This window comes from Succinispira mobilis DSM 6222 (assembly GCF_000384135.1).
Taxonomy (GTDB): Bacteria; Bacillota; Negativicutes; order Acidaminococcales; family Succinispiraceae; genus Succinispira; species Succinispira mobilis.
On the sequence record NZ_KB913028.1, the window covers coordinates 258804 to 278236 of the forward strand.

General features: G+C 38.1%; 23 protein-coding genes. All 23 read left to right on the forward strand.

The window, feature by feature from the left end; all coding sequences use genetic code 11:
- Positions 1-244: 244 nt before the first annotated feature.
- The 23 genes from rpmH to ychF all read left to right on the forward strand — a co-directional run bounded on the left by rpmH (position 245) and on the right by ychF (position 19291).
- Positions 245-379 carry a 50S ribosomal protein L34 gene (gene rpmH, locus SUCMO_RS0101240; protein WP_019878570.1) on the forward strand — a complete coding sequence of 45 codons (135 nt, stop codon included), beginning with the start codon at positions 245-247 and terminating at the stop codon, positions 377-379.
- Between the two features lie 62 nt (positions 380-441).
- Positions 442-816: a ribonuclease P protein component gene (gene rnpA, locus SUCMO_RS10090; protein WP_019878571.1), complete on the forward strand. Its 375-nt coding sequence runs from the start codon at positions 442-444 to the stop codon at positions 814-816.
- 4 nt (positions 817-820) lie between these two features.
- Positions 821-1036 (forward strand): membrane protein insertion efficiency factor YidD, encoded by a 216-nt coding sequence (gene yidD / locus SUCMO_RS0101250; RefSeq protein WP_019878572.1) that lies wholly within the window; start codon positions 821-823, stop codon positions 1034-1036.
- 37 nt (positions 1037-1073) lie between these two features.
- Positions 1074-1712, forward strand: a complete 639-nt coding sequence (locus SUCMO_RS0101255) for a YidC/Oxa1 family membrane protein insertase (RefSeq protein ID WP_019878573.1) — start codon at positions 1074-1076, stop codon at positions 1710-1712.
- 26 nt (positions 1713-1738) lie between these two features.
- A complete protein-coding gene (gene jag / locus SUCMO_RS0101260) occupies positions 1739-2470 on the forward strand; it encodes an RNA-binding cell elongation regulator Jag/EloR (protein WP_019878574.1) in 732 nt (243 codons plus the stop codon).
- A 66-nt stretch (positions 2471-2536) separates the two neighbouring features.
- A complete protein-coding gene (gene mnmE / locus SUCMO_RS0101265) occupies positions 2537-3910 on the forward strand; it encodes a tRNA uridine-5-carboxymethylaminomethyl(34) synthesis GTPase MnmE (RefSeq protein ID WP_019878575.1) in 1374 nt (457 codons plus the stop codon).
- Positions 3911-3925: 15 nt separating this feature from the next.
- Complete coding sequence (gene mnmG, locus SUCMO_RS0101270; RefSeq protein WP_019878576.1) at positions 3926-5803, forward strand: tRNA uridine-5-carboxymethylaminomethyl(34) synthesis enzyme MnmG; 1878 nt, start codon at positions 3926-3928, stop codon at positions 5801-5803.
- Positions 5793-6509 (forward strand): 16S rRNA (guanine(527)-N(7))-methyltransferase RsmG, encoded by a 717-nt coding sequence (gene rsmG / locus SUCMO_RS0101275; RefSeq protein WP_019878577.1) that lies wholly within the window; start codon positions 5793-5795, stop codon positions 6507-6509. The genes mnmG and rsmG overlap by 11 nt, the downstream gene beginning before the upstream one ends.
- 31 nt (positions 6510-6540) lie before the next feature.
- Positions 6541-7425, forward strand: a complete 885-nt coding sequence (locus SUCMO_RS0101280; protein WP_019878578.1) for a ParB/RepB/Spo0J family partition protein — start codon at positions 6541-6543, stop codon at positions 7423-7425.
- A gap of 19 nt (positions 7426-7444) precedes the next feature.
- A complete protein-coding gene (locus tag SUCMO_RS10095) occupies positions 7445-8269 on the forward strand; it encodes a ParB/RepB/Spo0J family partition protein (RefSeq protein ID WP_019878579.1) in 825 nt (274 codons plus the stop codon).
- 9 nt (positions 8270-8278) lie between these two features.
- Positions 8279-8968, forward strand: a complete 690-nt coding sequence (locus SUCMO_RS0101290; protein WP_019878580.1) for a DUF554 domain-containing protein — start codon at positions 8279-8281, stop codon at positions 8966-8968.
- A gap of 26 nt (positions 8969-8994) precedes the next feature.
- A complete protein-coding gene (locus SUCMO_RS0101295; protein ID WP_019878581.1) occupies positions 8995-9486 on the forward strand; it encodes a DUF4446 family protein in 492 nt (163 codons plus the stop codon).
- Positions 9487-9654: 168 nt separating this feature from the next.
- A complete protein-coding gene (locus SUCMO_RS0101300; RefSeq protein ID WP_019878582.1) occupies positions 9655-10578 on the forward strand; it encodes a M23 family metallopeptidase in 924 nt (307 codons plus the stop codon).
- 94 nt (positions 10579-10672) lie between these two features.
- The gene (locus tag SUCMO_RS0101305; RefSeq protein WP_019878583.1) at positions 10673-11047 is read left to right on the forward strand and encodes a bactofilin family protein; all 375 of its coding nucleotides are present in this window, start codon (positions 10673-10675) and stop codon (positions 11045-11047) included.
- A 239-nt stretch (positions 11048-11286) separates the two neighbouring features.
- The gene (locus SUCMO_RS0101310) at positions 11287-12459 is read left to right on the forward strand and encodes an ABC transporter substrate-binding protein (protein WP_019878585.1); all 1173 of its coding nucleotides are present in this window, start codon (positions 11287-11289) and stop codon (positions 12457-12459) included.
- 95 nt (positions 12460-12554) lie between these two features.
- Complete coding sequence (locus SUCMO_RS0101315; protein WP_019878586.1) at positions 12555-13742, forward strand: ABC transporter substrate-binding protein; 1188 nt, start codon at positions 12555-12557, stop codon at positions 13740-13742.
- 85 nt (positions 13743-13827) lie between these two features.
- Positions 13828-14724, forward strand: coding sequence for a branched-chain amino acid ABC transporter permease (locus SUCMO_RS0101320; protein ID WP_019878587.1), 897 nt, complete (start codon positions 13828-13830; stop codon positions 14722-14724).
- A 9-nt stretch (positions 14725-14733) separates the two neighbouring features.
- Positions 14734-15693: a branched-chain amino acid ABC transporter permease gene (locus SUCMO_RS0101325; protein WP_019878588.1), complete on the forward strand. Its 960-nt coding sequence runs from the start codon at positions 14734-14736 to the stop codon at positions 15691-15693.
- Entirely contained in the window at positions 15671-16438 is a 768-nt protein-coding gene (locus SUCMO_RS0101330) for an ABC transporter ATP-binding protein (RefSeq protein WP_019878589.1), read from the forward strand. Before SUCMO_RS0101325 ends, SUCMO_RS0101330 begins: the two co-directional genes overlap by 23 nt.
- 1 nt (position 16439) lies before the next feature.
- The gene (locus SUCMO_RS0101335) at positions 16440-17144 is read left to right on the forward strand and encodes an ABC transporter ATP-binding protein (protein ID WP_019878590.1); all 705 of its coding nucleotides are present in this window, start codon (positions 16440-16442) and stop codon (positions 17142-17144) included.
- Positions 17145-17169: 25 nt separating this feature from the next.
- Positions 17170-17820 (forward strand): CBS and ACT domain-containing protein, encoded by a 651-nt coding sequence (locus tag SUCMO_RS0101340; protein ID WP_019878592.1) that lies wholly within the window; start codon positions 17170-17172, stop codon positions 17818-17820.
- Positions 17821-17955: 135 nt separating this feature from the next.
- On the forward strand, positions 17956-18156 hold the full coding sequence (locus SUCMO_RS0101345; protein WP_019878593.1) for a DUF951 domain-containing protein: 201 nt from the start codon (positions 17956-17958) through the stop codon (positions 18154-18156).
- Positions 18157-18187: 31 nt separating this feature from the next.
- On the forward strand, positions 18188-19291 hold the full coding sequence (gene ychF, locus SUCMO_RS0101350; RefSeq protein ID WP_028953823.1) for a redox-regulated ATPase YchF: 1104 nt from the start codon (positions 18188-18190) through the stop codon (positions 19289-19291).
- Positions 19292-19433 lie beyond the last annotated feature (142 nt).

Consider the following 19433-nt stretch of genomic DNA (forward strand, 5'->3'; position numbering starts at 1 on the left):
CAGGAAAATATTATTCCACAAGCAATAAAAAAGTTATACACATCTTTTTAAGAGTTAAAAGCGAGATAGCTTCTTGACAGGAGGGGCAAGCTAGACTATAATCGATATAGTTAAAATGTAATTGTAGTTTCAACAAGTTAATTTGAGTTTATGAAATAATTTTTTTGTTTTATAGACTATATTAAATAAAAAAAATAGCTATAGTACTATTTTTGATTAGATTTGACTGAGGAGGTGTTTAGTAGTGAAAAGAACATACCAACCAAACAATTTGTGGAGAAAAAGAACTCATGGTTTCCGTGAGCGTATGAAATCTTTAGGTGGACGCCAAGTTTTGAAAAGAAGACGTGCGAGAGGCAGAAAGAAAATATCTGCATAATAGGCCACTTTTGTTGGCCTATTTTTCCTATTTAAATTATTGTAGATGTTATAGGGTCAGATATGATAAAAAGAAAAAGATTTACATTTCGCAAGAAAAATAAGCTAACAAACAAGTCTGGTTTTCAAATGGTTTATCGCGTAGGGAAAGCATACGTGGACTACTATTCGGTCTTGTATGTACTCTCTACGGGTAGCGAAAATTTACGGATTGGCTTAGCCGTAGGCAAAAAATTAGGTAATGCAGTCTTACGCAATCGATTGAAACGTAAAATGCGGGAAGTTTTTCGGCATCAACAACAATTATTGAAACCCGGATATGATTTGGTCTGGGTAGCCCGCAAAGCTTTAATTAATAGTGAAATTGCCGTATATCAGAGAATTTTTTTGCGGTTAGCAAAAAAAGCAGGCATAATGAATTCACACAATAAGGATTGATTTTATGCATATTGGACAAAAAGTTTTAATTGCGTTAGTACGTTGTTATCAGCTTACTATATCCCCTTTGTTAGGCAATAACTGTAGATTTTATCCGTCCTGTTCTACTTATAGTATGCAGGCCATAGAAAAATATGGTTGCAAACGAGGGGTTTTTTTGACTTTAAAAAGACTTTGCAAGTGTCATCCTTTTAATCCTGGTGGCTACGATCCTGTTTGACAGGTTAAAAAATAAACAAAAAACGGAGTGATAGTGGTTGGATTTTTTGAGTGGAATAGTTCAAAATGTGTTGACAGTTTTTTATAATGTCACAAATAGCATCGGCTTTCCAAGCTACGGCTTGGCAATTATCCTGATGACAGTAATGATTAAAGTAATTTTATATCCTGTAACTGCCAAGCAAATTTCATCAATGAAAGCGATGTCAGATTTACAACCCAAAATGAAAGCGATACAAGAAAAATACAAAAATGATAAAGAACGCTTAAACGTAGAGTTGGCTAATTTGTATAAAACAGAGGGCATAAATCCGTTAGCTGGTTGTTTGCCAATGATTATTCAAATGCCAATTTTAATTGCGATTTTCTACGGAATTAGGGATTTTAGTTACGTGGGTACACCATCATTTTTGTGGTTACAGAGTTTAGCTGCTCCAGATCCAACGTATATTCTACCGATTGTTTCAGCATTGTCGACTTATGTACAATCTAAACAAACAATAACAGACGTAACAAATCCACAAAATAAAGTAATGCTGTATTTTATGCCTGTGTTTATCGGCTATATTAGTTTAACATTTCCCGCAGGGTTGGTATTATATTGGATAATTACTAACTTTATGCAAATTGGTCAACAGTGGTTAATGATGCAAAAAGAGGCTGCAAAGGCAAAATAAGTAGGAGTCGTTTGTGGGGGGAGCTTATGAGTTTTATAGAAAAAACAGGTAAAACTGTAGATGAAGCTGTTGAGGCAGCATTAAAAGAGCTAAATGTTCTAAAAGAACAAGTAAATATCGAAGTAGTAGAAGAATCCAGTAAAAAGTTTTTTGGGTTATTTGGCAAACAAATGGCCAAAGTTCGTGTAAGTTTAATTGAGCAAATGCGTGAGGCGGCTGACAAGCTAGATGAATTCGCAGATCAATTAGAACAAGAACCAGTATTAGAAACCAGTGATAGTGATAATGTAGATAAAGTTTCCCAAGAACAAGCCGTGGAAATGGCTAAGGATTTCTTGCAAAACATCTTTAAAAATATGCAGTTAGAAGTTTTAATGGAAAAACTAGTGGCGGCTGATGGTGTGGTTACTTTTAATTTACATGGGAAAGATTTAGGGATTTTAATTGGTAAACATGGACAAACTTTGGATTCGTTGCAATATATCACTAATTTGATTGCCAATAAAAATTCTAATCAACGTGTTCGAATCGTAATTGATGTCGAAAACTATCGCAGTCGGCGGGTGGAAACCTTGACTACTTTAGCAAAAAGATTAGCTAGTAAGGTGCGGAGAACAGGTGAAAGAGTTGTTTTAGAACCAATGAATCCGCATGAACGCAAGGTAATTCATTTAGCTTTACAAGAGGATCGCCGCATTGTAACTAATAGTGAAGGTGAAGAACCTTATCGTTATGTAGTCATTGAATTGAAAAAGTAATTTTGATATCATAAACCCAGTAATAAATAAATTACTGGGTTTAATTTTTCAGGAGGGATAGTTGTTATGACTATAGCGGCTATTGCCACGCCTTTAGGAGAAGGTGGCATAGGAATTGTACGGCTTAGTGGGAATAAAAGTTTAGCGATTGTAGAAAAAATTTTTCAGCCAGCAAGCTCAAAAAAATTAAAAAACAATTCACACTGCTTAATTTATGGGACGATAATTGAGCCTAACGGGCAAGCTATTGATGAAGCTTTAGTGGTTTATATGCGTGGACCACATTCTTATACGGCTGAAGATGTGGTCGAAATTCAAGCTCACTCTAGTATTGCGGGATTGCAAAAAATCCTTAGTTTAGTGCTAGCAAATGGGGCTAGATTAGCAAACCCTGGGGAATTTACGCAGCGGGCTTTTTTAAATGGGCGTTTAGACTTAACGCAAGCGGAAGCAGTTCTTGATATAATAAAATCTAGAACACAGGCATCTTTAAAACTGGCAATGCGACAACATAAAGGTTTATTGTCAAAAAAAATCAGTAGCTATCGACAACTATTAAAAGATATTGTGGTACAATTAGAAGCAGTTATTGATTATCCTGAGGAAGATATTGAAGATTTAACGGCTCAGGATGTGAGCGCAAAACTACAAGCCTTGCAGACACAACTACAAGAATTATTGGATAGTGCTAAAGTCGGGAAGGTACTGAAAGAAGGCTTGCGTGTTGTAATTACGGGTCAACCTAATGTGGGAAAATCTAGTTTGTTAAACTTGCTTTTACAAGAAGAGCGAGCAATTGTTTCTAACATTGCGGGGACAACACGTGATGTTATTGAAGAAAAATTAATCGTGGCTGGTATCCCCATCGTTCTTGTAGATACGGCAGGTATTCGGGAGACAGAAGATGTAATTGAAAAAATAGGGGTAGCTAAAAGTTATTCCAATATAGAAAGTGCGGATTTGGTCTTATTAATGCTAGATGCATCTCAAGGCTTGAATGCAGACGATGAAAAATTATTGGCAGCAATAGGGGAGCAAGAATACTTTGTCCTAGTAAATAAAATTGACGTGCCAGCAGATTTAGAGAAAATTAAGTCACAACTGGCCTTGTATAAGCCGAAAAAAACAATCTATCTTTCTTTGGTAACGGGAGAAGGCATGGCTGAATTTAAAGAGCAATTAACTCAGCAAGTATTTGGCAGTAGTGGTCAGTTGCTTGAGGATAATGTATATATCCAAAATGTTCGACATGAACAGTTATTACAGACCGCGGCGCAGCATTTACAAGAAGCTGAGCAGGCTTTGCAACTGGGAATATCTTTAGATTGTGCAGTTATTGATTTAAGATTGTGTATTGATAATTTAGGCTGTATTACTGGTGAGAGCGTACAAGATGAAATTATTAATGAAATTTTTTCCAGATTTTGTATTGGTAAATAGCTTTGAGGTGAAGAAATGGGTAGTAATGAATATGATATTATCGTAGTTGGTGCGGGGCATGCTGGCTGTGAAGCGGCTTTAGCTGCTGCTAGACTTGGTAAAAAGACTCTGCTGGCAACAATTAGCTTAGATAATGTGGCCTTGATGCCTTGTAATCCTTCTTTGGGGGGGCCAGCTAAAGGGCATTTGGTAAGAGAAATTGATGCTTTAGGTGGACAAATGGGCATTAATGCAGATCGGGCTTGTATCCAAATGCGGATGCTTAATACGGGTAAAGGGCATGCAGTACAAGCTTTACGCTCGCAAGCAGATAAAATTATTTACCAGAACTTAATGAAGCAAGTTATTGAGGCTCAGGATAATTTAGACTTAAAGCAACTGATGATTGATGCTATCTTAATTGAAGATAAGCAGGTTCAAGGTGTTTTAGCTGAAACTGGTGAGCAGTTTTTAGCACCATGTGTAATTTTAGCTACGGGTACTTATTTGGCTTCAAAAATAATTTATGGTAAATTAGCCTATGATTCTGGGCCCAATGGCTTAAGGACGGCGTTGAAACTTTCAGACAGCCTGCGAGCTGCAGGGGTGAAGATTATGCGGTTTAAAACTGGGACTCCTGCCAGAGTTGATGCGCGCTCTTTAAATTATGCGCGGATGGAAGAGCAAGCAGGCGATACCCAGCCACACTTTTTTTCTTTTTTAAGTACGGAGCGGACGTTACCACAAGTATCGTGCTATTTAACCTACACCAATGAGACGACGCATCAGGTAATTCATGATAATATGCATCAAGCGGCAATGTTTAATGGTTTGGTAGAAGGAGTAGGGCCGCGTTATTGTCCTTCGATTGAATCGAAGTTAATGCGTTTTGCGGATAAAGAACGGCATCAATTATTTGTGGAGCCAGAGGGCTTAAGTACGAGCGAGATGTATGTACAAGGGATGTCGACTTCTTTACCAGCTGATGTTCAAATAAAATTTTTACAGACTATCCCAGGCTTAGAACAAGCGAAAATGATGCGTGCGGGTTATGCAATTGATTATGACTGTTTAGATCCTTTGCAGTTACAAGCATCTTTAGAGCATAAGGAAATTAAAGGTTTATTTTCCGCAGGTCAAGCTAACGGAACAAGTGGTTATGAAGAAGCAGCCGCACAAGGTTTGATGGCGGGAATTAATGCAGTGCGTAAGCTTAATCAGCAAGAAGCGTTTATTTTAGGGCGAGCGGAGGCTTATATTGGCGTACTAATTGATGATTTAGTGACTAAAGGAACTAATGAACCATATCGGATGATGACTTCACGGGCTGAATATCGACTTTTACTGCGGCAAGATAATGCTGATTTGCGCTTAACACCCAAAGGGCGAGAATTAGGGCTAGTTGATGAGCAGCGTTATGCTGTTTTTTGTGCGAAACAAACCGAAATTGAACAGGGGTTATTACAACTTAGAACAACAAATATCGCTCCGAATCAAGAAGTGCAAGCTAAGTTGGCAACCTTAGGTACGCCGCCGATAAAATCAGGGATTAACTTATTAGAACTTTTAAGACGCCCCGAGGTCAGTTATCAAAGTCTGGTAGAAAAATTTGCTATGCCTAGATTAAGTGCCTCGGCCAGTGAGCAATTAGAAATTCAAGTAAAATATGAAGGCTATATTAAGAAACAGGAAAAAGAGGTAGAGAAGTCGAATAAGTTAGAGAGTAAAAAAATTCCGGCGGAGATAAATTATCAAGAGATAAAAGAGCTAGGATTAGAGGCGCGGGAAAAATTGATTGCCCGGCGTCCCTTATCTATCGGCCAAGCTAGTAGAATTTCAGGTGTTTCACCTGCTGATATCAGTGTTTTGTTAATATACTTGGAGCAAAAGCGTAGGGAGAAAAATGAAATTTAGAGATTGTTTACAAAAATACGCCCAACAAGCTGGCTTTGTCTTGTCAGAAGCGCAAGTAACACAACTAGAGCAATATTATGAGTTACTGATTGAAACAAATAAGGTAATGAACTTAACGGCAATTACTGAAGTTCGTGAAGTAGTCTTAAAACACATATTAGATTCTTTTTATGCCTATGAACCAGAAATTTTTAATAGCGGTGCTAAAATATGTGATTTAGGAACAGGGGCAGGCTTCCCAGGAGTACCACTCAAGGTTTTACAACCCAAGCTAGATGTTGTGCTAATGGATTCTTTGGCGAAACGCCTGAAATTTTTAGACCAAGTTATTGAGAATTTAGGTTTACAACAAATTGTTACCTGTCATTTGCGAGCTGAAGATGCCGGTCGGAGTAAGCAACATCGCGAACAATACGATCTAGTTTGCTCACGCGCTGTGGCACGCTTGCAGATTTTAGCAGAATATTGTCTGCCCTTATTAAAAACAGGCGGTGTTTTTGTAGCCATGAAAGCAAGCAATTATCAACTAGAGGTAGAGCAGGCTGAGGCGGCTTTAAAAATCCTAGGTGGGAAAATAATTAAAATAAAGCAGGTGCAATTGCCAGAGTTAGAGGATAAGCGCGTTGTGATTTATATTAAAAAAGAACGTTCTACAGCGAAGACTTATCCTAGAAAAGCAGGAATTCCCGAAAAAAATCCCTTGTAAATAATGTTGTATTTGGTGGAGGTGGCAGCTTGTGTCGGCGAGTTTTAATCAACGCGAAAGTAGTCTAAATGCAGATAAAAAATTGTCCAATATTATACAAGTAGATGTACAAAAAATAATACCAAATAAAGATCAACCGCGAAAAAACTTTATTCAAGAAAGTTTAAATGAATTAGCTGAATCAATTAGCAATTTTGGGGTATTGCAGCCGTTACTGGTTAGTCCAACAGATAGTGGAGAATACATGATTATTGCTGGTGAGCGAAGATATCGGGCCGCAAAATTAGCGGGCTTAAAGAAGGTTCCGGTGATTATTGCTAGTTATACTAATAAGCAAATTGCTGAAGTTGCCATGATTGAGAATTTGCAACGCGAGGATCTGCATTTTATTGAAGAAGCCGAAGGCTATCAAAAGCTAATGAGTGAATTTAATATGACGCAACAAGAAGTCGCGAAAAGAGTTGGCAAGCAACAATCGACAATCGCAAATAAATTGCGGATTTTAAGGTTGCCGCAAGCGGTAAGAGCACATTTGTATGAGCGGAAAATAACGGAGCGTCACGCGCGTGCTTTATTGAAATTAGAAGAAGAACAGTTGCAGTTAAAAGTTGTACAAGATATTTTAGCCAAAGATTTAACTGTGCGTCAGACAGAAACTTTAATAGATAATATCTTGTTAAATAAGCCAGAGGTGGCGGAAACGGATAATGGCGATAAAAAGAAGTTAAAAATAGTGGTTAAAGATGCGCGGATTATTATTAATACTCTAAAAAAATCTTTGGCAGAGGTAAAAGATATTTTAGCTGTTAATATTAAAATGCAAGAAGAAGTTTTGCCAGAAGAAATAGTTTTAACAATTCGTATCCCGAATAATGCCAGCAACAAAGCTAAAGTTTCACGTGAAACAAAAAAGTAAAAATAAGGTGAAAAACTAAGTGAAACAGCAGCAAAATACACCAGAAACAGCAGCAGAGTTAATTAAGATCGCCCAAATTTTACCCTGTAGATATCAGCCCCGCAAAGTTTTTGCGGCACAGCAGCTACAAGAATTGGCGATATCTATCAAGCAGCAAGGCTTAGTACAACCAATTATTGTACGTGTGCATCCTGAATTACCGACAAACTATGAATTAGTTGCGGGTGAGAGAAGGTTGCGAGCTGTTAAGTTATTGGGTTGGACAGCAATTCCCGCTTTAATTAGGCCTTATTCAGATGTACAATTGCAACAAGTCACATTAATAGAGAATATTCAAAGGCAGGATCTAAATGCGATCGAAGAGGCCCAAGCTCTGAAAAGCTTGTTGGAAAGTTTGCAAATTACTCAAGAACAATTGGCTCAAAAAATTGGCAAAAGCCGTACCGCTATCAGTAATGCTTTGCGCCTATTAGCTTTGCCAGAGTATATCCAAACCCAGTTGGCGGCGGGAAAGGTTTCGGTTGGTCAAGTGCGGCCCTTACTAGCTGTGAGTGAAGCCGGCGAACAAAAACGGTTGTGGCAACAGGTAATTGCTGAAAATTTGACAGCGCGACAGGTAGAGCAACTGGTAAAGCAACAAAAACCTAAATCAGCAGGGAAACCAACTATGTTGGCGGCTGGTGATGTGCATTTAAAAGCTATCGAAGAACAGCTGATTGAACGATTAGGAACTAAGGTGAAGATCCAAGGTACTCAAGCACAAGGAAAAATTGAAATTGATTATTATGGCCTGCAAAATCTAGAAGAATTGCTAGAACAGTTGTTGGGCACAAAACGGTGGTGAATGTAGTTAGTGAAAGGAACAATCGCAAATACAGCGGCAGTTTTACTGGGGGGCTTAATTGGCTCGGGTTTGGGCAACAGCTTTTTGCTAAAGTATCAACAGCCGATTATGCAAGCCTTAAAAATCACGGTAGGTATTATTGGTGTGCAAATGGCACTGAAAACCGAAAATTTGTTAATTGTAATTTTAAGTTTAGTTATTGGCATTATTATTGGCGAACAATTGAATTTAGAAAAGTATATGCAAAGTTTGGCGAGTAAACTGATGCAATTGACTAATTACCTTTTTCCTAAAATGCGGCAGAGCAGATTTCAAGAGGGTTTTATTACCGCGAGCTTAGTGTATTGTGTGGGGGCTATGGCTATTGTCGGCAGTATTCAAGATGGCTTGCAGGGACAAACGGAAGTGTTATATCTTAAGTCGGTATTAGATGGGGTGTCAGCGATAGTATTTGCAACAACTTTTGGAATTGGGGTAGCGTTTTCGGCAATTCCTGTTTTTGTTTACCAAGCTTCAATAACCTTATTGGCAGAATTTTTTAGTGCCTACTTTACGCCGGCGGTTATTCGCGAGATTACGGCGGTGGGTGGAGTAAGTATTTTGGCGTTGGCGATAAAAATGCTAGAAATAGAAGATATTAAAGTAGCTAACTGGTTACCAGCAATTATTGTGGCCGCAGTTTTAGCAACAATATTATAATTTTTTTGTGAGAAAGAAGGTTATTTATGTACGATATACAAATGGTCCTTAGTGTTTTATCCGGAGTGTGTGCCTTTTTACTATTGTTAATTATTGTTTTATATGTAAGACTTAATAATATGCGAAAAAAATATACTTTGCTTATGCAAGGTAGTGAAGATAAAAATCTTGAGGATATGTTTATTAAGCGCTTGGACGCAATTAACAAAAATGTGATAGATTTACAAAGGTTAGAGCAAAAACAGCAGTATTTGGAGCATAAAATGCAAGGTTGTATCCAAAAAGTCGGGATCATTCGTTTTAATGCCTATAATGACATTGCTGGGGATTTGAGTTATTCGATGGCGGTGCTCGATGAATACAATAATGGTTTGGTTTTGTCGGGATTAATTTCACGGACAGATATGCGTTGTTATGCTAAAGCTATAATTAATAACACTTCAGCACATGTATTAACAGAAGAAGAACAGTTAGCTATCAAAACTGCACAGGAAAAGTACAGCGAAAACAGTAAGTGATTGCTGGACAGAGCAAAAATAATACAAGACAATATTTGTAATTTTATGCAGCCACGCGCATTGACGTAGAGGCTGCATGTTTTCTTTTTATAAAGATTTTGACTTAATTACTAAAATATATTAGAATATGGGGTGGAGTTAATATATTGGTTTGGGAGGATTAGATTGGTGAAGTTAACAAAGAAAAAACCGGATAAGCGTGAATATACCTTTATGATCGTGCCGCACCGCGATGATAAAATTTATAGTTTAAGAGTACCAATCAAGCGTCTTAAGCTAATAGCGGGCTCAATAGCTACTTGTTTAGTGGTATGTGCAGGTTTATTTACCTACCAAGCATATACCGTGCAACAAGCAGCTAGTAGTCAGTCTGAATTACAAGAACTGCGAGCCAACAAAGATGTGCAAGAACAAAAACTGGTAGTTTTAGCGCAAAAGACTACGGAAATACAAAAGCAAATATCAGAAATAGAAGCGCTAGAAAATGAAGTTAAACGAGCTTTGGGCAACCCTGAAACGAGTTCTACTTCGCGCTCGGGTGTTGAAAGAACAGAACGTAGTGGTGGGCAAGGTGGTCCTATCGCTAAAAATAACGTAGATAGTCTGCAACTACAGCTAAATAGTTTGGAAGCGGCTTTGAAAAGCAAAGATGCTAGTTTAAAAGAATTAAAAAGTCAATTAGAAGAACGCAATCAAAAATTAGCGAGAACGCCTTCTATTTGGCCAACTGAAGGTGATATTACTTCACGTTTTGGGTGGCGACAATCTCCCTTTGGTTATGGGAGTGATTGGCATCCAGGCGTAGATATTGCCAATTCCATTGGGACGCCAATACATGCTACTGCGGATGGAGTAGTTACTAATGCTGGCTGGTATGGTGGTTATGGTCGGTATGTAGAAATAGATCATGGTTATGGCTATGTAACAGCGTATGGACATCATTCGGCTATTGTGGTAGCTATAGGTCAACAAGTTAAAAAAGGTGATGTTATTGCTTACGTCGGCAACTCAGGTATGAGTACTGGTCCACATGTTCATTATGAAGTGCGTGTAAATGGCCGAGAAGTTAATCCGATGACTTTTATGCAATAAGATAGTTTCGTGAAGCTACTGACTAAGTTAGCAGTTTTATCCTGTAAGTTATATAAGTTTAAAGTACGCAGATAAAGGAGCGAGAAAAAAATATATGTTTGGCTCAAGTAAAAAAGCGAAAGCAGCAGTAGATACTAGTAATATTGAAACTTTGCTCGGAAAAAGTTCAGAGTTTAAGGGAACGATCAGTTGTGCGGGAACTGTCCGCATAGATGGGGTTTTTGAAGGGCAAATAACAGTTAACGGCGATATTTTGGTAGGTAGTGAAGCTAAAATTGTCGCGGACATTAGTGTACATAATATTACTATCTCTGGTAATATTACAGGAAACATTAATGCTACGGGTAAGATTGAATTAATGGAAACAGCTTTTGTAACCGGCGATGTAAAGGCGGCTGCCTTTGTAGTTGAAGAAGGTGCGGTATTCAATGGTAGAAGTGAAAGTATAAAAAATACACAGGTACAATAATCTCTGTCTAAAATGTATAAAAAAGCGATAAGTTGTGATTTTTTCATAACTTATCGCTTTTTTATATTGTATTTTTTTCTAAAGATGTTGACAAGTAAAGGTATAATTTTTTATAATATAATACAAGTTGTTACAAGAGAAAAGAAAAGAAAGACTATGTCTATTCGATTGTAAACTTTAAAAAAACTAAGTTTTGTCAAAATGGACAAAATCTATCTAAAATGAGGGGGCAAATACCGATGAAAAAGTCTTGGAAAAAGGCAGTAGGTGTTTTGTGTGCAGGAATGTTAATGCTGACGGCGCTTACAGGCTGCGGGGGCGAGAAAAAAGCGGCTGACACTAATGAAATCAAAGTTGGCGGCAATTTCGAACTTACCGGTGGGGTAGCTAGTTTTGGAAAATCTACATTCAATGGTTTTAAAATGGCGATTGATGAAGTTAATGCCGCAGGTGGTGTAAATGGTAAAAAGATTAATTTTATTTACACTGATAATAAGTCTGAAATTTCAGAGGCTTCTAATGCGACAACAAAACTAATAACTAAAGATAAGGTTTCTGTTGTGGTTGGTCCAGTAGTTAGTGCTTCTGTATTAGCATCTGCACAGATTGCAACTGATAATAAAGTACCATTGTTAACACCAACCGGTACAAATGAAAAAATTACTTTTGATAATGGCAAATTAAGAGAATATCTCTTTAGAAGTTGCTTTATTGATCCGCTACAAGGAGAAGTAATGGCAAATTTTGCTGCTAAAAGCTTGAATGCTAAGAAAATCGCTGTCTATTTAGATTCGTCTTCCGATTACTCTAAAGGCTTGGCGCAAGTATTTACCGAGACAACTAAAAAATTAGGTGGACAAATAATTTCTCAGGAAGCCTTCTTGCAAAAGGATACGGATTTCAAAGCAACTTTAACTAAGATAAAAGCCCAAAACCCAGAAGTTATCTTTATTCCGGCTTACTACCAAGAAGTAGGTATGATTGTAAAACAAGCTAGAGAGTTAGGTATGAACATGCCAATTATTGGGGTAGATGGTTGGGATTCGCCACGTTTAGCTGAAATTGCTGGTGCGGATGCGTTGAATAATACTTATTTCTGTAACCATTATTCACCAGAAGATAAAGATCCAAGAATTCAAAAATTTGTAGCAGATTACAAAAAAATCTATAATCAAGCACCAGATGCCCTTGCAGCACTTGGCTATGATGCTGGTTTAATGTTAGTGGATGCACTTAAACGTGCCAATAGTACAGATCCTAAAGCAATTCGCGATGCTTTAGCTAAAACTAAAGATTTACAAGTAGTAACGGGTAAATTATCTTTAGATGCCAAACATAATCCTGTTAAAGGGGTAGTAATCATTGAAATGAAAAATGGTTTACAAACCTTTAAAGAAAGAATTAATTTATAATTTGGTTTTTAAGAGAATTCTAGAAACTATAGCTAAAAGCCTGTCTCCTTTGGAGGCGGGCCATAGCAATTTTAAAAAATATAGGAGTTGAGATAATGTTTGCCAAAAGTAAAAAACTCTTTAGTATTTTAGGTGTAGCTTTATTAGCAGGTAGCTTGCTAGTTGGTTGTGGCGGCGAAAAAAAAGCTGATAATAAAGCCGGCGATATTTTAAAAATTGGTGCTAATTTAGAAATGACTGGTACTAATGCTTCTTTCGGAAAATCAGCTTCAAACGGGGCTAAATTGGCTCTTAAAGAAATCAATGCCAAGGGTGGCGTTTTAGGTGGCAAGAAATTAGAATTGGTAGTAGCTGATAACAAAAGTGAAGTTGCAGAAGCAGCTAATGCTATGCAAAAGCTCATTACTAGCGATAAAGTAATTGCTTCTATTGCTCCAATTGCGTCTTCAAGCGTTATTGCTGGAGCTGAAATTAACCAAAAATATAAAGTATTAGGTATAAGTCCGACTGCCTCTAATCCAGCGGTAACGGTAGATCCTAAAACTGGTAAAACTAGAGAATATTTATTTAGAGCCGCGTTTATTGATCCTTTCCAAGGTTCAGTAATGGCAAATTTTGCTTCTAAAAGTTTGAATGCCAAAACAGCAGCATTATATATCGAAAATAGTAGTGACTATGCTAAAGGCTTAGGCAAATTCTTCCAAGAGCAATTTGCGAAAAATGGAGGTACAATTGTAGCTCAAGAAGCGTATTTACAAAAAGATACGGACTTTAAAGCAACTTTAACCAAAATTAAAGCCCAAAACCCAGATGTAGTTTTTGTACCAGGTTATTATCAAGAAGTTGGCTTAATTATTAAGCAAGCAAGAGAGATGGGCATTACGGCACCATTTTTAGGTGGCGATGGTTGGGATTCAGCTAAATTACCAGAAATTGCTGGACAAACAGCTTTAGACAATGCATTTTTTAGTAATCACTACTCCCCAGACGATTCAAGTGAAGCGGTAAAAGCTTTTGTAGCGAACTATAAAAAAGAATATAATGAAACTCCAGACGCTTTTGCAGCGCTTGCTTATGATGCAACTATGATGGTTGTAGAAGCGATTAAACGTGCTAATAGTGCAGATCCGACTAAAATTCGTGATGAATTAGAAAAGACTAAAGACTATGCGGCCGTTTCCGGAAAAATTAGCCTAAATGCAACACATGATGCCGTAAAAAGTGCTGTAATTGTTGCCTTTAAAGACGGTAAACAAATCTTTAAAGAAAAAGTAAATCCCTAGTCTTTGAAAAATAAAAATCTATAAACTAAGGTGGGCTAGATTCCCTAGCCCACCATAAAGTATTTTATCCAGGAGGATTAACTTTATGGAAAGCAGCTCATTTATCATGCAATTTTTGCAGCAATTAATCAATGGGGTATCTTTAGGGAGTATTTATGCTCTAATTGCCCTAGGCTATACAATGGTTTATGGGATTATCAAGTTAATAAATTTTGCCCATGGAGATATTTATATGGTAGGCGCATATGCAGGATTTGTAGCGATTACCGTTTTGAAATTACCATTTTTTCCGGCCCTACTATTTGCGATGGTGGCTGCAAGTATTATCGGGATGATTATCGAAAAATTAGCTTATAAACCGCTGAGAAACGCGCCAAGAATTGCGGTTTTAATTACGGCAATCGGGGTTTCTCTTTTACTAGAATATGGCATGATTTTATTTGTAACGCCTCAACCACGGACTTTTCCTAGTGTATTTGGCGCGGAAGTATACCACTTAGGCGGTTTAATTGTAAACAGCCAACAAATTTTAATTTTATCGGTAGCCTTAGTTTTAATGGTGGCTCTAACTTATATTGTTCAAAAAACGAAGGCTGGTAAAGCGATGCGGGCAGTATCTTATGATACTGATGCGGCGCGACTTATGGGAATTGATGTTGACAAAGTTATCTCCTATACCTTTGCCTTAGGTTCGTCTTTAGCGGCAGCGGCAGGGGTGTTAGTAGGTATTTATTATAACTCTATTGACCCACTTATGGGGATTATGCCAGGGCTAAAAGCCTTTGTGGCGGCAGTGTTGGGCGGCATTGGTATTATTCCTGGGGCAGTATTGGGTGGTTTAATCATGGGTGTGGTAGAAGCGATGGTTAGTGGCTTTATCTCTTCGACCTTGCGTGATGCTGCAGCCTTTGCGATTTTGATTTTAATTTTATTATTTAAACCAGCAGGCTTGTTGGGAAAAAATACGCGTGAGAAAGTGTAGGTGACGGTAATGAAGACAATGAAAAAACAAGATTTACTGTCTTTGCTTTTAGCAATAGCCGTGTTTATTTTAATGCAAGCTTGTATTGCGTTTGATATTATTGGGGCATTTTGGGAAGCCAATTTAGTTTCTATTGGTATTAATATTATTTTGGCGGTAAGTCTAAATCTCATCAATGGTTTTACGGGACAATTTTCTATTGGGCATGCCGGTTTTATGGCGGTAGGAGCCTATTTGTCTGCGATTGCGACCGTTAAATTAGCACTGCCTTTTGAAGTGGCTTTAGTTTTTGGCATGATCGCAGCCGGTCTATTAGGCTTACTGATTGGATTACCAACGCTACGCCTCAAAGGCGATTACTTAGCAATAGCCACGCTAGGCTTGGGAGAGATTATTCGGGTAGCGATTTTAAATATCAACTATGTAGGTGGGGCCTCTGGCTTTATGGGTATTGCCCGCGAAACTAACTTTACTTATGCTTTTATGTTCGCTTTATTTACAATTTTTGTGGTGAAAAATTTAATTAATTCAGCACCTGGGCGAGCCTGCCTAGCAATTCGCGAAAATGAAATTGCCGCGGAAACTATGGGGATTGATACCACGAAATATAAAGTGTTGGCTTTCACTGTGGGGGCAGCTTTTGCAGGTCTAGCGGGCGGCCTGTTCTCACATTACTACTATATTGCGCATCCAGCTTCTTTTACCTTTATGAAATCTTTTGATATTTTAACGATGGTAGTTCTAGGTGGGTTAGGTAGTATTACTGGTTCAGTGGTAGGGGCAATAGTGCTGACTTTTATTACGGCAGCTTTATCGGAATATCCAGAATGGCGGATGATTATATACTCGATTAGCTTAATTATTATGATGATTTATCGTCCGCAAGGTTTATTGGGTACAACAGAATTAAATTTACAAAGATTATTTCGCTTAGGAGGTGCTAAAAGTGGACATTCTGCAAATAAATAAAATGGGCATTACTTTTGGCGGCTTACGAGCGGTTTCTAATCTGAATTTAACCATTAAGCAGGGCGAGTTAGTGGGGTTGATTGGGCCAAATGGTGCGGGTAAAACTACCGCATTTAACTTGATTACAGGGGTTTATCAACCAACAGAGGGCGAAGTTGTGTTTCGGGGCAAAAATACTAAAGGGTTACCTTCTTTTAAAGTCACCCAAATGGGTATGGCTCGTACTTTCCAAAATATTCGCTTGTTTTCGGAATTAAGTGTTTTAGATAATGTTAAAATCGCGTATACTTATCATGTACAATACAGTTTATTAGAAAGTATTACTCGACTAGGGCGATACTACAAAGAAGAACAAGAGATTACAGAAAAAGCGCTAAAATTGTTAGAGATTTTTGGTCTACAAGATAAGGCTTATGAAATTGCTAAAAATCTGCCTTATGGCGAACAACGGCGCTTAGAAATCGCTCGTGCTTTGGCAACAGAACCACAGTTTTTACTGTTAGATGAGCCCGCGGCAGGAATGAATCCCCAAGAAACTCACGAACTGATGAAATTAATTGCTTGGATTCGGGAAAAATTTAAATTATCGATTTTACTAATCGAACATGATATGAGTTTGGTAATGGGTGTTTGTGAGCGGATATATGTGCTAGAATATGGGTGTCTGATTGCGCAAGGGACACCTGAGGAAATTAAAAATAATCCTCGTGTAATAGAAGCATATTTAGGCGAGGAGGTTAGTTAGGATGTTAAAAGTAAACAATATTGATGTTTTTTATGGCGCAATTCATGCCTTGCATGATGTAAGTATTGAGGTTAATCAAGGGGAAATAGTAACCTTAATCGGGGCTAATGGTGCGGGTAAAAGCACAACCTTACGAACTGTTTCGGGCTTATTGACACCTAAAAAAGGTGAGGTTACTTTTGAGGGGCAAAATATTGCTGGCTTAGCACCTCATAAAATTGTAAGCTTAGGCCTGTCACAAGTGCCGGAAGGGCGGCGTGTATTTGCCAATATGAGCGTTTTAGAGAATTTAGAATTAGGGGCATATTTGCGGAATGATAAGGCTGGAATTGAGCAAGATATGCAGGATGTCTTTAAGAAATTTCCGCGGTTATTAGAGCGTAAAGAACAGTTATCTGGTACTTTATCTGGGGGCGAACAGCAGATGCTAGCGATGGGCAGAGCCTTAATGAGTCGGCCAAAACTGTTGTTGCTAGATGAGCCCTCAATGGGACTTGCCCCGCTGCTAGTAAAAGAAATTTTTAATATAATCCAAGAAATTAATCAAAGTGGGACAACGGTGTTGTTAGTTGAACAAAATGCCCATATGGCTCTTTCCATTGCACATCGCGCTTATGTTTTAGAAACCGGGAAAATAGCTTTGGCGGGTTCGGCAAAAGAATTAGCGAATAGCGAAGAAGTGAGAAAAGCCTATCTAGGTGGCTAAAGCTTAATCTGAGGAGGGAAATATTGTGTTTGTACAAAACTATATGACCAGTAAACCAATTACCGCAAGTGTTGATATTAGCATTTTAGATGCGGCAGAAATTATGCGTGTCAGTAAAGTGCGGCGCTTACCTTTAGTAGATGCCCAAGGGATTTTACAGGGAATAGTTACTGATCGCGATGTGCGCCAAGCAACACCGTCGTCAGCAACGACTTTAGATAAACATGAGCTAAGTTATCTGTTAGGGAAACTTACCGCCAAAAGCATTATGACGCGCAATGTAATTACCATCGGTGGTGAGGCGACAATTGAAGAAGCGGCGCTTTTGATGTATAAACGTCGTATTGGTGGTTTGGTTATCGTTGATGCTGAAAATAAAGTTCAGGGTATTATTACCGAAACTGATATTTTTAAAGTTTTTGTAGATACTATGGGCTTGTTAGAAGGGAAAACTCGTTTAACAATCAATGCTAATGATCGCATTGGCGTACTCGGAGAAATTTCTAATGTGTTTCGCGATTTAAGTCTAAATATCACCAGTATTGTGACTACGCCCATGAAAAATGGGAAGAAAGAGTTAGTAATTCGCGCTGATGTGGTCGATAAAAAAGAATTATTAGTAGAAAAATTACGGGAAAAAGGGTTTGAAGTAACTCATATAACCGAAATTGGTTGATTGGTCGCGGAAAGAGTTTTTTTTGAAGGCTACTCGCTAGATATTGCAAAATTAGCGAAAAAATGATAATCTTAATAGGGCATAATCGACTTGTGTAGATGTTCGCAGGTCGATTTTTCTTTAGGGGGGATTTTTATGGAAATCATGAAATATCAAGTTGGCGATGTTGTGAAAATGAAAAAACCTCACCCTTGTGGTATAAATGAGTGGGAAATTACCCGAACAGGGGTGGATTTTGCGCTAAAATGTTTGGGTTGTCAGCGCCAAGTAATGATTCCGCGCATCAAATTTGAACGCGCGGTACGTGATATAGTTAAAAAAGCTGAAGGTAAATAGAAAAAATTAGAAGGTGGGATTTTCTTTGAGTATTAGTAGTTTAGAAGTTGGGATTGTTGGCTTACCAAATGTTGGGAAAAGTACTTTATTTAATGCAATCACAAAAGCGGGTGCCGAAGCCGCTAACTATCCATTTTGCACAATTGAGCCGAATGTGGGTGTAGTAGAAGTTCCAGATGCACGCTTAGAAGTTTTAAGAGCGATGAATAATAGTAAACGTGTATTACCAGCGACAATGCGCTTTGTGGATATTGCGGGTTTAGTAAAAGGCGCATCTACAGGCGAAGGTTTAGGCAATAAATTTTTGGCTCATATTCGCGAAGTTGATGCGGTAGCGCAAGTAGTGCGTTGCTTCCAAGATGAAAATATTACCCATGTAGAAGGTAATTTAGATCCATTGCGTGATATTGAAATTATCAATACTGAGCTTTGTCTAGCCGATATTGAAGGGGTAGAAAAGCGTATTGAGCGTTTACACAAAATGATTAAAGCTGGCGACAAAAAAGCAGCACAAGAAAAAGAAGTGTTAGAGAAAATAGCCAAACAATTGGGTGAAGCTATTCCCGTAAGGCGTATGGGTTTAAGTGATGAGGAGTTAGAAACAATTAGCGTTTTAAACTTACTGACTAATAAACCGAGTATATTCATTGCCAATGTTAGTGAAGAAGAAGTAGCTAATCCTTATGACAATGAATATGTACAAAAAGTTCAAGAATATGCGGCTTCAGAAAACGCGCAAGTCGTTTGCATTTCAGCAAAATTAGAAGCAGAAATTGCCGAACTAGAAGGTGAAGAAGCGGAAGAATTCTTACAAGCGGCAGGGTTAGAAGAATCTGGCTTAGCACGCTTGATTAAAGCTAGTTATAAACTGTTAGGGTTAACTACTTTTTTAACTGCAGGTGAGCAAGAAGTACGGGCTTGGACAATTAAAATTGGTACCAAAGCACCACAGGCAGCAGGCAGAATTCACAGTGATATTGAGCGCGGCTTTATTCGGGCGGAGATCGTATCTTATGATGATTTAATCGCTTGTGGTTCGCAAAATGCGGCTAAAGAAAAGGGCTTAGTGCGTCTAGAAGGTAAAGAATATATTATGAAAGATGGCGATGTAACTCATTTCCGTTTTAATGTATAAAATAAAGTTTGGACAAGGAAAATGCAAGTTTTTCTTGCCAAAGTCAAAGTGTAATGCTATAATATTATGTCTATATATTTAATTAATATAGATTCCCCTGCTCCTAAGCAAGTTAGGGGCCAAAGACCAGAGGAGGAGGTGC

What these genes read in the sequence shown, in the direction of transcription:
- rnpA (WP_019878571.1), top strand. Translation starts at nt 442, where the DNA reads ATGATAAAAAGAAAAAGATTTACATTTCGCAAGAAAAATAAGCTAACA.
- yidD (WP_019878572.1), top strand. Translation starts at nt 821, where the DNA reads ATGCATATTGGACAAAAAGTTTTAATTGCGTTAGTACGTTGTTATCAG.
- jag (WP_019878574.1), top strand. Translation starts at nt 1,739, where the DNA reads ATGAGTTTTATAGAAAAAACAGGTAAAACTGTAGATGAAGCTGTTGAG.
- mnmE (WP_019878575.1), top strand. Translation starts at nt 2,537, where the DNA reads ATGACTATAGCGGCTATTGCCACGCCTTTAGGAGAAGGTGGCATAGGA.
- mnmG (WP_019878576.1), top strand. Translation starts at nt 3,926, where the DNA reads ATGGGTAGTAATGAATATGATATTATCGTAGTTGGTGCGGGGCATGCT.
- rsmG (WP_019878577.1), top strand. Translation starts at nt 5,793, where the DNA reads ATGAAATTTAGAGATTGTTTACAAAAATACGCCCAACAAGCTGGCTTT.
- SUCMO_RS0101295 (WP_019878581.1), top strand. Translation starts at nt 8,995, where the DNA reads ATGTACGATATACAAATGGTCCTTAGTGTTTTATCCGGAGTGTGTGCC.
- SUCMO_RS0101305 (WP_019878583.1), top strand. Translation starts at nt 10,673, where the DNA reads ATGTTTGGCTCAAGTAAAAAAGCGAAAGCAGCAGTAGATACTAGTAAT.
- SUCMO_RS0101310 (WP_019878585.1), top strand. Translation starts at nt 11,287, where the DNA reads ATGAAAAAGTCTTGGAAAAAGGCAGTAGGTGTTTTGTGTGCAGGAATG.
- SUCMO_RS0101315 (WP_019878586.1), top strand. Translation starts at nt 12,555, where the DNA reads ATGTTTGCCAAAAGTAAAAAACTCTTTAGTATTTTAGGTGTAGCTTTA.
- SUCMO_RS0101320 (WP_019878587.1), top strand. Translation starts at nt 13,828, where the DNA reads ATGGAAAGCAGCTCATTTATCATGCAATTTTTGCAGCAATTAATCAAT.
- SUCMO_RS0101325 (WP_019878588.1), top strand. Translation starts at nt 14,734, where the DNA reads ATGAAGACAATGAAAAAACAAGATTTACTGTCTTTGCTTTTAGCAATA.
- SUCMO_RS0101335 (WP_019878590.1), top strand. Translation starts at nt 16,440, where the DNA reads ATGTTAAAAGTAAACAATATTGATGTTTTTTATGGCGCAATTCATGCC.
- SUCMO_RS0101345 (WP_019878593.1), top strand. Translation starts at nt 17,956, where the DNA reads ATGGAAATCATGAAATATCAAGTTGGCGATGTTGTGAAAATGAAAAAA.